The organism is Streptococcus infantarius subsp. infantarius ATCC BAA-102 (assembly GCF_000154985.1).
Lineage (GTDB): Bacteria > Bacillota > Bacilli > Lactobacillales > Streptococcaceae > Streptococcus > Streptococcus infantarius.
In genome coordinates this window covers 29,262-41,502 of the sequence record NZ_DS572688.1, presented here as the reverse complement: position 1 = coordinate 41,502, position 12,241 = coordinate 29,262, and the positions used below count along the sequence as shown (strand labels likewise).

Sequence of the window (12,241 nt, the reverse complement as noted above, 5' to 3'; positions counted from 1 at the left end):
CGCTTTTGAATTTCTAGGCTCGAGAAAAAACTGTCCACTGGACATAACTCGCTTTTGAATTTCTAGGCTCGAGAAAAAACTGTCCACTGGACAGTTTTTTTCTGTTATAATAGTAAATGATATGCAAAATTTGTATGAAGTCAAAAATACTATGGAAAGGAGCCTGTCATGTCAGATTATTTAAGTGTTTCGACCTTAACTAAATATCTTAAATTAAAGTTTGATCGTGATCCTTATTTGGAGCGGGTTTATTTGACAGGTCAGGTTTCCAATTTTCGACGTCGTCCAACGCATCAATACTTTTCTTTGAAAGATGAAAATGCAGTGATTCAAGCGACGATGTGGGCAGGGACTTTTAAAAAACTTGGTTTTGAGCTTGAAGAAGGTATGAAAATCAATGTTGTGGGACGTGTCCAACTTTATGAACCGAGTGGGTCATATTCTATTATTATTGAAAAGGCAGAACCAGACGGTATTGGTGCTTTAGCGCTGCAATTTGAACAGTTGAAGAAGAAATTAGCAGAAGCTGGCTACTTTGATGAGCGTCATAAGCGTCAACTGCCTCGATTTGTGAAGAAAATCGGTGTGGTAACCAGTCCAAGTGGAGCGGTTATTCGAGATATTATCACGACTGTCTCTCGTCGTTTTCCTGGGGTTGAGATTTTACTTTTCCCGACAAAGGTTCAAGGAGAAGGTGCTAGTCAGGAAGTGGCTGCTAATATCGCCAAAGCAAACGAACGTGATGACTTAGATCTTTTGATTATTGGTCGTGGTGGAGGTTCTATCGAGGACTTATGGGCTTTTAACGAAGAAATTGTTGTTCAAGCGATTTTTGAATCTCGTTTGCCAGTCATTTCGAGTGTGGGACACGAGACGGACACGACATTGGCAGATTATGTTGCCGACCGTCGTGCAGCGACTCCGACAGCGGCTGCTGAACTTGCGACACCTGTGACTAAGGCTGATATTATTTCTTGGATTGCTGAACGTGATAATCGTATCTATCAAGCTGCTCTACGTCGCATTAAGCAAAGTCAAGAACGTCTTGATAAATTAGCTAATTCAGTGATTTTTAGACAGCCAGAGCGTTTATATGATGGTTATGTTCAAAAACTGGATCGCTTGGTCATGTCCTTGATAAATACCATGCAAAATCAATTTAGCCAAGCTAAACAACGTCAAGAGTTATTACACCAGCGTTTACTTGCTTTGGATTTTGATAGTCAGATTAAGCATTACAAAGACAATTTGCAAAGTTTAAGACGTTTATTGTTATCAAATATGACTAGTCAATACGATAGTAAGTTAGCTCGATTTGAAAAGGCACAAGATGCCTTATTGTCCCTTGATACTAGCCGTATTATTGCTAGGGGCTATGCGATGGTGCAAAAAGATGATAAAGTCATCTCAAGTGTGACCGATGTCAATCTAGGAGACAAATTGACGGTTCAATTAAAAGACGGTCAACTCGAAGTGGAGGTAAAAGATGCCAAGTAAAAAAACATTTGAAGAAAATTTACAAGATTTAGAAGCGATTGTAACAAAACTTGAAAACGGCGATGTGGCTCTTGAAGATGCCATTGCTGAATTCCAAAAAGGAATGCTTCTCTCAAAAGAATTGCAAAAAACACTAGATTCAGCTGAAAAAACACTTGTTAAAGTGATGCAAGCTGACGGAACTGAAACAGAAATGGATGCCTAATGGATAAAGTAAGTAAAATTGGTCAAGCCATTCATCAATATTACGAACAAAAAGATTTAGTATCACCAGATTTGATTGAGTCAATCTTGTATTCTGTTGATGCTGGGGGCAAACGTATCCGTCCATTGATTTTTCTAGAATTGCTAGAAGGTTTTGGAATTTCTTTGACAGATGCTCATTATGATGTGGCTGCCGCTCTTGAAATGATTCACACAGGTAGTTTGATTCACGATGATTTACCTGCCATGGATGATGATGATTACCGTCGCGGACGCTTAACAAACCACAAAAAATTTGATGAAGCAACAGCGATTTTGGCTGGAGATAGTCTCTTTTTAGACCCATTTGATTTGTTGGCAAATGCTGCGCTAACAGCTGACATCAAAATTCGTTTGATTGCAGAATTATCACATGCTTCAGGAACTTATGGTATGGTCGGTGGTCAAATGCTTGATATGAAAGGTGAAGAGCGTAAGCTCAGCCTTTCAGAATTACAATTGATTCATTCTAATAAAACAGGAAAATTGTTGACTTTCCCTGTTGTGGCAGCAGGAATTGTTGCTGGTGTTGAAGATGAAGAACTTGCTAATTTGCGTAAAACTGGTAGCTTGATTGGGCTTGCTTTCCAAGTTCGCGATGATATTTTAGATGTGACAGCAAGTTTTGAAGAAATTGGAAAAACACCGAAAAAAGATTTACTAGCTGACAAAGCGACTTACCCAAGCTTACTTGGTTTAGATAAGTCTTATGAGATTTTAAATCAGTCGCTTGACCAAGCGCTAGCGATTTTCAAAAACCTCTCAGTCACTCATGGCTTACATGCAGAAAAAATCACAGAAATGATAGAAAGGTTACGACTAAATGCCTAAGGAAAGAGTTGATGTACTAGCCTATAAACAAGGGCTTTTTGAGACACGTGAGCAGGCAAAACGTGGAGTAATGGCTGGTCTAGTGGTCAATGTTATTAACGGCGAGCGCTACGACAAACCAGGTGAAAAAATTGATGATGCAACAGAATTAAAACTAAAGGGTGAAAAATTAAAATACGTCAGCCGAGGTGGACTAAAACTTGAAAAAGCTTTGCAAGTTTTTGAGATTTCTGTTAATGGTCAAACAACGATTGATATTGGTGCTTCAACAGGTGGTTTCACAGACGTGATGCTACAAAATGGTGCAAAATTGGTTTATGCTGTTGATGTGGGAACCAATCAATTGGTTTGGAAACTACGTCAAGACGAACGTGTGCGTAGTATGGAACAATATAATTTCCGCTATGCTGAATTAGCTGATTTTACCAAAGGGCAACCAACTTTTGCTAGTATCGATGTCAGCTTTATTTCGCTGAATTTGATTTTGCCAGCACTTCATAATATTTTGGCTGATGATGGTCAAGTGGTAGCTCTTATTAAACCGCAATTTGAAGCTGGACGTGACCAAATTGGAAAAAATGGAATCATTCGTGATAACGCTGTGCACCAAAAAGTTTTGGAAACTGTGACAAGTTTTGCTGTCAATTTCGGATTTACAGTTAAAGGGATTGATTTCTCACCTATCCAAGGTGGACATGGTAATATTGAATTTTTGGCACATTTGCAAAAATCAGATGACGCGAAAAATTTAGTAGTTGCTATGATTCCAGAAGTTGTTGAAAAAGCGCATAAGGAATTTAAAGATGAAAAAGAGTGAACGTTTAGAATTAATTAAAAAGATTGTTGCTGAAAATGCTGTTGAAACGCAGCATGATTTACTTAAATTACTTGAGGCTGAAGGACTTACTTTAACACAGGCTACCATTTCTCGCGACATGAATGAGATTGGTATCATCAAAGTGCCGTCAGTTGATGGGCCATACATTTACGGTCTTTCAAAAGATAAAACTAAAAAAGTTGGACAAGTATCTGTTCCAATTAAAAGCACTATCCTTGCTGTTTCAGAAGAAACTGAAGGTCTTGAAAACATGATTAATCTTGATGTCATTCCAGGAAACAGCCGCTTAATCAAACGTTTCTTGTTGGAAGATTTCAAGGATAGTCTTTTTAGTGTTATTGCTGATGATGATAGTTTGTTAGTGGTCGCAAAAACAGCAGAAGATGCTGCAGCCATTCGCCAAGAAGTTCGTAAATGGATGACTGACCACAAATAAGAAAGGTCGTTCTATGCTTTTAGAAATTTCCATTAAAAATTTTGCCATCATTGAGGAAATCTCATTGACTTTTGAAAATGGCATGACCGTTTTGACGGGTGAAACCGGTGCAGGGAAGTCTATTATTATCGATGCCATGAATCTCATGCTTGGTGCGCGTGCGAGTCTTGATGTTATCCGTCACGGGGCAAATAAAGCTGAAATTGAAGGCCTCTTTTCAGTTGGTGAAAATGCTGCGCTCACGCAAATTTTGGAGGAAAATGGCATTGAGGTTACGGAAGAATTAATTATCCGTCGTGAAATTTTGCAAAATGGTCGTTCGATTGGTAGGATTAATGGACAAATGGTTAACCTGACAACGCTTCGTGCTGTTGGTCAATATTTGGTTGATATCCATGGGCAACATGACCAAGAAGAATTGATGAAACCAAACATGCACATTCGTATGCTGGATGAATTTGGGGATAGCCAATTTGCTTCGGTCAAGAAACACTACCAAGACCTTTTTGAACATTATCGCCGCTTGCGTAAACGTGTTTTAACCAAACAAAAAAATGAGCAAGAACACAAAGCACGTATCGAAATGCTGGAATTTCAAATTGCAGAGATTGAAGCAGCTGCCCTAAAATCAGGTGAAGACCAAGCTCTAAACCAAAAACGTGATAAGTTGTTAAATCACAAACATATCGCAGACACATTAACTAATGCTTATGTCATGCTCGATGATGAAGAGTTTTCAAGTTTGTCAAATATCCGCTCAGCTATGAACGACTTGATGACTTTGGAAGAATTTGATGCAGAATATAAAGACATGTCATCAAATGTTTCTGAAGCTTATTACATTCTAGAAGAAGTGACTAAGCAATTAGGTGATGTTATTGATGAGCTTGATTTTGATGCTGGTAGTCTTCAACAAATTGAAGCTCGTTTAGAAGTGATTTACAGCATTACCCGTAAATACGGTGGCAGTGTTGATGATGTTTTAGATTATTACGAAAATATAACCAAAGAATACAATCTTTTGACTGGCAATGATGAGTCATCTGATGATATGGAAAAAGATCTCAAACGCTTGGAAAAAGAATTGATTGTTGCTGCTGAGAGTCTCAGTCAAGAACGTCATCAATTAGCTAAAAATTTGGAAGCTGAAATCAAGCAAGAACTGGCTGATTTGTACATGGAAAAGGCTGATTTTCAAGTGCAATTTAGCAAGGGAAAATTCAATCGTGATGGGAATGAAGCTATTGAATTTTACATTTCAACCAATCCTGGAGAAGGGTTCAAACCTTTGGTTAAGGTGGTATCTGGTGGTGAAATTTCACGTTTAATGTTAGCTATAAAATCTGCCTTTTCACGTAAAGAAGACAAGACAAGTATTGTCTTTGATGAGGTTGATACAGGAGTTTCTGGACGTGTAGCGCAAGCTATTGCCCAAAAAATCTATAAAATCGGTAGTCACGGGCAAGTTTTGGCGATTTCACACTTGCCACAAGTGATTGCGATTGCGGATTATCAATTCTTTATTGAAAAACGTAGTGATGAAAATACAACGGTTTCAACAGTGCGTTTGTTAAGTGAAGAAGAGCGTGTGGAAGAAATTGCAAAAATGCTTGCTGGTAGTGATATTACGGAAATGGCGCGTGAACAAGCGCGTGAATTGCTAAAGAAATAAAATAGGAGCCCCAGGGCTTCTTTTTTTGTCTTCTAAAACTGGTTGATAAAATGTCCCCCAACTGCTAAAAATTTGGTATAATGGTTGTTAGGATAAATTTTGATATAAAGTTTTGAAAGTATGATAGGATAAAAAATGAGTAAAATTAAAATTGTTACAGATTCATCTTTAACGATTGAACCAGAATTAGTAGAAAAATATGATATTACAGTTGTGCCATTGTCAGTTATAATTGATGGTGTTGTTTATTCTGATAACGACATGAAAGAGGAAGGAAAATTCCTCAACTTGATGCGCAATAGCAAAGAATTACCTAAGACAAGTCAACCCCCTGTTGGTGTTTTTGCAGAAGTTTACGAAAACTTGATGAAAAATGGTGCTGAGCACATTGTTTCAATTCACATCACGCATACACTTTCAGGAACTGTTGAAGCAGCTCGTCAAGGGGCTAACCTTGCTGGAGCGGACGTAACGGTTATCGATTCAACATTTACAGACCAATGTCAAAAATTCCAAGTGGTGCAAGCTGCCAAATTAGCCCAAGAAGGTGCAAGCTTAGAAGAAGTTCTTGCAAAAGTTGAAGAAGTTCGTCAAAAATCAGAACTTTACATTGGTGTTTCAACCCTTGAAAATTTGGTTAAGGGTGGACGTATTGGACGTGTTACAGGTCTTCTCAGCTCACTACTTAACATTCGAGTGGTTATGGAAATGATTGATTGCGAATTGAACACAGTTATCAAAGGTCGTGGTGTTAAAACATTTAACAAATGGCTTGATAGCTTTATTGAGCATGCACAAACATCTGGCAAAAAAGTCGCTGAAATCGGTATTTCATACTGTGGAACGGCTGATATGGCAAATGGCTTTAAAGAAAAGCTGCAAGTTTTGGGTGCTCCAATTGCTGTTTTAGAAACTGGTTCAATCATCCAAACGCACACTGGTGAAGACGCTTTTGCGGTTATGGTACGCTATGAATAAGAAAAAGAATATTTTAACTGGGTTTGCTTTCTTTTTAGCAAGCCTTCTTCTGTTTATCGCCGTTTTTAATATTTTGATTCCAAAATCAGATCAAGAATTAACCAAAAAGGATTTCTTAGCTCAGAAAACAAAGTCATTTCGTTATGTGGCTATCGGTGATTCCTTGACCGAAGGGGTTGGCGATACAACTAATCAAGGTGGTTTTGTCCCAATTCTATCCCAAAGTTTAACAGATACTTATCATTATCAAGTCACACATGATAATTACGGGGTTTCAGGAAACACCAGTAACCAGATTTTGACACGAATGAAAGATAAGCAAGACATCCAAAATTCCTTAGCCAAAGCGGATATGATGACCCTAACCGTTGGGGGAAATGATGTTATGGCCGTCATTCGCAAGCATTTGACGAAATTATCTGTGGGGACCTTTAAAAAGCCTGCCAAATCATATCAAGAACGTTTACGTCAGATTATTGAGCTAGCTCGCTCAGAAAATGAAGATTTGCCAATTTATATTTTGGGAATTTATAATCCGTTTTACTTGAATTTCCCTGAAATGACGGAGATGCAAGAAATCATCAATGATTGGAATGACGCTACTGAGAGTGTGACAAAAGAGTACCGTCATGTTTACTTCGTTCCAATCAATGATCAACTTTATAAAGGAATTGATGGTCAAGAAGGAATCGTGTCAACATCTGGTGACCAAACAACGGTTATCAACGATGCTTTGTTTAGTGGTGACCATTTCCACCCGAATAATATTGGCTATCAAATTATGTCAGACGTAACAATGGAGAAAATCAATGAAACTAAAAACGAATGGAACAAAGACTAACTGGTGGAAGTGGGCGTGTCTCCTCATTTTAGCTATTAATGTGGCTTTTGTGGGAGTGATTGCTAGCCGCTTAATTCAAGTTAGAGAACCAGCAGCACAAACGATTACTTCAAAAAAGGTTAAAAGTATCAAAGTTGGAACAGTTTCAACGACACGTGAGCAATTGAATGATACGGTTGCTGCTTATTTGAAAGATTATCAAACAAAAAATTCGTCTTATAATGTTTACGCAACTTCATCAGCAATTTTGTTTGAAGGAACTTATACTTTTTTAGGTTATGAAGTACCACTTTACATTTATTTCCAACCAAGTCGCTTAGAATCGGGAGCTATTCAGCTAAAAATCACCTCATTTTCAGTTGGAACACTAACATTGCCAGAATCAGAAGTTTTGAAGTACTTAAAATCAAGTGTTGACCTTCCAAATTTTGTGGAAGTTTTGCCAAAAGAGTCTGTTATTAATATCAATATTCAGAACATAAAAAACGATGCTGGCATCTTTTTGAAAGCGACAACAATCGATCTTGTAGGCGATCGATTTAACTTTGATATTTACAAGAAAAACGGCTAATTAAACGTTTAATACTTGACCTTAAGCCTTTTTTTGGGTATCATAGACTTTGTTAAAGTGTTAACGCTTAGAAATTAATTGGAGGATTTGTTAAATGGCTAACAAACAAGATTTAATCGCTAAAGTTGCAGAAGCAACTGAGCTTACTAAAAAAGATTCAGCGGTAGCTGTAGATGCAGTATTCTCAGCAATCGAAAGCTTCCTTTCTGAAGGCGAAAAAGTTCAATTAATCGGTTTTGGTAACTTTGAAGTTCGCGAACGCGCAGCTCGTAAAGGTCGTAACCCACAAACTGGTGAAGAAATTGAAATTGCAGCTTCAAAAGTACCTGCATTTAAAGCTGGTAAAGCACTTAAAGACGCTGTAAAATAATTACATAGAAAAGAACCTTGTCATATCAACTGTTGTTGAGCCTGGTAAGGCTCTTTTTTTCTTATAAAGAGGAAAAGTTTTACAGTAATAAATCAAAGTAATCCGTGCTTTTATGTTATAATCGAACATAGAAGTATCGTAAATTTACGTGTGATAAATGTAAAGAAAGAGTTGAATCATGGATAAAACACTTTTGTTAGTTGTTATTTTTTTAGGTGCTTTTTCACTTTTTAAGGCAGTGATGTTGATTATGGTGGGACTTGCCATGAAACCAAAAGTTGATGAAAACGGAAATATCATCACTCAAGATCAAGCAGAAAAAGACGATAAAACAAGCCCAGACGAAGACGACAGTGATTTTTGGGATAATTGGTAAAGAATAAGAAAGTTGGGGTGAGAGTTGATTTCTTAGCCGATTATGGCTAAGTCAGCAGTGAGTACCTGCATTAATAATTAAAAAATGTCTAAAGTAGGAAATCTAACTTGCAAAGGAAACTAAGTCACTTAAAGTTGGCATATTTTTGGCAGTCATTTTCAAAAATTTATTTCCAGATTATTGAAATGCGTATATTTATTATAATTTTATAAATAGCGAGGCTGTGTCATTTTGACTAAATCTCTTTAAAAGCCAAAAAATAGCGCCTTTATGGCGCTACTTTTTTGAGTAAGTCATTTGAAAAAGATATTGATTTTGAGAGGAATTTGCTGTGATTATATCCATTTTCAAGAATTTACTTAATATTTTAAATAAAATTTCTATTGCCCAAATTTAAAAAAATCTATATAATGAATTGTATGGAAAAAAATAAAAGAAAAAACATTTTTTGGACAGCCTAAGGCTTTGTTTACTTTATTCCAAACAGAACTTTGGGAGCGATTCTCGTATTATGGAATGCGTGCAATCTTAATTTACTATTTGTACGCATCTGTTACTTCAGCTAACGCAGGGTTAGGACTTCCTAAGCCACAAGCAATGGCTATTGTAAGTATCTATGGAGCTCTTGTATACCTTTCTGGTATTATTGGTGGATGGTTTGCAGACCGCGTCCTCGGCGCATCTCAAACAATCTTTATCGGTGGTATCCTTATTACCCTAGGGCACGTTGTTTTAGCTCTTCCGTTTGGCTTAACGTCTCTTTTCATCTCACTATTCTTGATTATCTTGGGAACAGGGATGTTGAAACCAAACATTTCAAATATGGTTGGTCACTTATATGAACCAGACGATCCTCGTCGTGACACAGGTTTCAATATCTTTGTCATCGGTATCAATATCGGTTCATTGCTTGCTCCTATCGTAGTAGGAACAGTTGGACAAAGTATCAACTATCACTTAGGTTTCTCTCTTGCCGCTATTGGTATGGTATTTGCTCTATTTGTTTATTGGTATGGACGAATGAAGCAATTCCCAGAAATTGGAAACAAACCTTCCAATCCATTAACGACAGCAGAGAAAAAAGGGTTAGCAATCAAATCAGTTATTGGTTTTGTTATCTTAGCTGTTGCTGGAACATTACTTTACCAGACAAGCCCAGCTAAATTCGTTGATAACGTCATCAATATTCTATCAATGGCTGGTATCTTCATCCCATTTATCTACTTTATCTTGATGTTCGCATCTAAAAAAGTTTCAAGTACAGAACGTAAGCAATTGTTGGCTTACCTTCCATTGTTCTTGTCTTCTATCGTTTTCTGGTTAGTTGAAGAACAAAGTGCGACAGTTATTGCTGTCTGGGGTGAAACTCGTACAAACTTGCATCCAACAATCTTTGGTATTAACTTTTACATTGACCCTTCATGGTATCAATTGCTTAATCCATTGTTCATCGTTATTTTGACACCATTATTTGTTTGGATTTGGAACAAAATGGGTGAACGTCAACCATCAGCGGTTACAAAATTTGGATTAGGATTGTTGTTAACTGGTGTGTCATACATGATCATGGCTTTGCCAGGTATGTTGTATGGAACAAACAACCGTGTAAGCTTTATCTGGTTGGTAGTAATGTTTGCCGTTCAAATGGCAGGTGAGTTGTTAGTTTCTCCAGTTGGTCTATCTGTTTCAACTAGACTTGCACCACTTGCATTCCAATCACAAATGGTTGCACTTTGGTTCTTGGCAGACTCAACATCACAAGCAGTGAATGCTTTGATTACACCATACTTTACTAAAGACACAGAAGTAGCATTCTTCGGTATCTTAGGACTTGTATGTCTTGGTATTGGTGCTTTGTTGCTACTTATCAAAAAACCAATTTTGAACTTAATGCGTAATAATTAATCTTTTAGGAACTCTTTCTCTTATGAGAAGAGCTTCTATGTCAACTGTAGGAGGTGGCAAATCCTAAAAAGAGTGAGGACAATATGTCCTTGCTCTTTTTGTTTTTTTATTAGCCGATATATTTCAATTTGCCACGGAAGTCTTCTAGGGTTTCATAACCTTTTTCTTCCATGATAGCTTTAAGTTCTTCTGTGATGCGGGCAAAGGCAGCAGGACCTTCTTGGTGAAGAATTGTTCCTAGTTGAACCATACTTGCACCACACAAGATGTGTTCAAACGCGTCACGACCTGATTTGACACCACCAGTTCCAATGATTTGGATAGAAGGATTTAGGCGGTTGTAAAAGGCATGGACATTAGCAAGGGCAGTTGGTTTTACATAATCACCACCGATGCCACCAAAACCATTTTTAGGTTTGATAACAACAGTTTCATCGTCAACCACCAAGCCATTTCCGACTGAGTTGATGCAGTTAACGAAAGTTAGTGGAAATTGATTGAAGATAGCTGCCGCACGGTCAAAGTGTGCGATGTCAAAATATGGAGGCAGTTTAACTCCAAGAGGTTTTGTAAAGTATGTGAAGATATCTTTTAAAATTCGTTCAGTTGTTTCAAAATCATAAGCGATTTGTGGCTTACCTGGGACATTTGGACAAGAAAGGTTTAGTTCTACAAGTCCTTGGTAGTCAGATTCTTGAACTGTTTTTAAGATAGTGTGTGTTTCTTCTTCAGACATACCAACAAGTGACAAGAAGTGATTTTTACTATTTGGTGTGTTTTGGAGTTCAGTAACGTAGTCAAGATAATATTGGAAACCATTGTTTGGTAGTCCCATAGAATTGATTGAACCAAGAGCTGTATCAGCGTAACGCGGTTCGGGATTTCCTGGACGTGCAGCCAATGTTCCAGTTTTTGTGACGAAAGAGCCTGCAGTAGAAGCCTCAATTTCAGCTAATTCTTCTCGAGTCATACAATAAACGCCAGCAGCGTTCATCAAGCAGTTGTCAAAATCGAAAGCTCCAATTTTTGTTGCAGTTGAAACCATAAAGTCCTCCAAAAATCTATTATCACACAATAGTTAATTTTCTGATATTACAAGAAACATTTTACTATTTCAGTAACCTGAAAGCAAGTGTTTTTCCGAACAATCTTAAAAATATTATAAAAAACAGAAAGATTTTGCTTAATTTGGATACTTTTTATGTTTTTTTCTCTTGTTAATAGACTGAAAAAATGAAAAATACCTTTCGAATTAAACAAAGTTAGTTCATGCTTGCATAGTTTTTGTGAAAATGATAAATTGATTACAGTAGAACATTTGAGTAATTGTTCAAGTGTTTTATAAAAGATATTGGAGATAATTAAGATGATTGAGACTAATGAATCACAAAAATTGCTAAAAGGTGATTTGCTAACGGATGTTTCCAGCTTTTTTAAGGCGTTAGGAAACACGACTCGTTTGCAAATTATTTCTTGTTTAAGCAAGGGAGAGTTAAAATCTAGTGAATTAGCAGAAATTTTAGAGATGACGCCATCAGCGATTTCACATCAGTTGACTATGCTAAAAAATCTCAAGATTGTTTCTGTTCGACGCGAAGGGAAAAATCAGATTTATGCCCTTGCTGATAAGCATATTAGCCAAGTTTTGGAGTCTGTTGTAGAGCATTATCAGGAGGATTAATC

14 protein-coding genes are annotated in these 12,241 nt (G+C 37.2%); 13 read left to right on the top strand and 1 reads right to left on the bottom strand.

What is annotated here, in order from left to right:
- Nucleotides 1-168 precede the first annotated feature (168 nt).
- From xseA to STRINF_RS02860, 12 genes are all read left to right on the top strand, one after another.
- Nucleotides 169-1,497 carry an exodeoxyribonuclease VII large subunit gene (gene xseA, locus STRINF_RS02915; RefSeq protein WP_006531528.1) on the top strand — a complete coding sequence of 443 codons (1,329 nt, stop codon included), beginning with the start codon at nucleotides 169-171 and terminating at the stop codon, nucleotides 1,495-1,497.
- On the top strand, nucleotides 1,487-1,702 hold the full coding sequence (locus STRINF_RS02910) for an exodeoxyribonuclease VII small subunit (protein WP_006531527.1): 216 nt from the start codon (nucleotides 1,487-1,489) through the stop codon (nucleotides 1,700-1,702). Before xseA ends, STRINF_RS02910 begins: the two co-directional genes overlap by 11 nt.
- A complete protein-coding gene (locus STRINF_RS02905) occupies nucleotides 1,702-2,571 on the top strand; it encodes a polyprenyl synthetase family protein (RefSeq protein ID WP_006531526.1) in 870 nt (289 codons plus the stop codon). Before STRINF_RS02910 ends, STRINF_RS02905 begins: the two co-directional genes overlap by 1 nt.
- On the top strand, nucleotides 2,564-3,388 hold the full coding sequence (locus STRINF_RS02900) for a TlyA family RNA methyltransferase (protein ID WP_006531525.1): 825 nt from the start codon (nucleotides 2,564-2,566) through the stop codon (nucleotides 3,386-3,388). The genes STRINF_RS02905 and STRINF_RS02900 overlap by 8 nt, the downstream gene beginning before the upstream one ends.
- Nucleotides 3,375-3,845 carry an arginine repressor gene (locus STRINF_RS02895; protein WP_006531524.1) on the top strand — a complete coding sequence of 157 codons (471 nt, stop codon included), beginning with the start codon at nucleotides 3,375-3,377 and terminating at the stop codon, nucleotides 3,843-3,845. The genes STRINF_RS02900 and STRINF_RS02895 overlap by 14 nt, the downstream gene beginning before the upstream one ends.
- Before the next feature lie 13 nt (nucleotides 3,846-3,858).
- Nucleotides 3,859-5,517, top strand: coding sequence for a DNA repair protein RecN (recN, locus tag STRINF_RS02890; RefSeq protein WP_006531523.1), 1,659 nt, complete (start codon nucleotides 3,859-3,861; stop codon nucleotides 5,515-5,517).
- Nucleotides 5,518-5,652: 135 nt separating this feature from the next.
- Nucleotides 5,653-6,495: a DegV family protein gene (locus tag STRINF_RS02885; protein ID WP_006531522.1), complete on the top strand. Its 843-nt coding sequence runs from the start codon at nucleotides 5,653-5,655 to the stop codon at nucleotides 6,493-6,495.
- A complete protein-coding gene (locus STRINF_RS02880; protein WP_006531521.1) occupies nucleotides 6,488-7,336 on the top strand; it encodes an SGNH/GDSL hydrolase family protein in 849 nt (282 codons plus the stop codon). Before STRINF_RS02885 ends, STRINF_RS02880 begins: the two co-directional genes overlap by 8 nt.
- Nucleotides 7,305-7,907 carry a YpmS family protein gene (locus STRINF_RS02875; RefSeq protein ID WP_006531520.1) on the top strand — a complete coding sequence of 201 codons (603 nt, stop codon included), beginning with the start codon at nucleotides 7,305-7,307 and terminating at the stop codon, nucleotides 7,905-7,907. Before STRINF_RS02880 ends, STRINF_RS02875 begins: the two co-directional genes overlap by 32 nt.
- A 94-nt stretch (nucleotides 7,908-8,001) precedes the next feature.
- The gene (locus tag STRINF_RS02870) at nucleotides 8,002-8,277 is read left to right on the top strand and encodes an HU family DNA-binding protein (protein WP_003063767.1); all 276 of its coding nucleotides are present in this window, start codon (nucleotides 8,002-8,004) and stop codon (nucleotides 8,275-8,277) included.
- Between the two features lie 178 nt (nucleotides 8,278-8,455).
- Nucleotides 8,456-8,653: a hypothetical protein gene (locus STRINF_RS02865; RefSeq protein ID WP_006531519.1), complete on the top strand. Its 198-nt coding sequence runs from the start codon at nucleotides 8,456-8,458 to the stop codon at nucleotides 8,651-8,653.
- A gap of 414 nt (nucleotides 8,654-9,067) precedes the next feature.
- Nucleotides 9,068-10,558 (top strand): peptide MFS transporter, encoded by a 1,491-nt coding sequence (locus STRINF_RS02860; protein ID WP_043878304.1) that lies wholly within the window; start codon nucleotides 9,068-9,070, stop codon nucleotides 10,556-10,558.
- A 109-nt stretch (nucleotides 10,559-10,667) separates the two neighbouring features.
- Here STRINF_RS02860 and STRINF_RS02855 read toward each other — a convergent pair whose 3' ends face one another.
- The gene (locus STRINF_RS02855; RefSeq protein WP_006531517.1) at nucleotides 10,668-11,603 is read right to left on the bottom strand and encodes a dihydroorotate oxidase; all 936 of its coding nucleotides are present in this window, start codon (nucleotides 11,601-11,603) and stop codon (nucleotides 10,668-10,670) included.
- A gap of 321 nt (nucleotides 11,604-11,924) precedes the next feature.
- Here STRINF_RS02855 and STRINF_RS02850 point away from each other — a divergent pair, with 321 nt between their 5' ends.
- A complete protein-coding gene (locus tag STRINF_RS02850; protein ID WP_006531516.1) occupies nucleotides 11,925-12,239 on the top strand; it encodes an ArsR/SmtB family transcription factor in 315 nt (104 codons plus the stop codon).
- The last annotated feature ends 2 nt before the right edge of the window (nucleotides 12,240-12,241 follow it).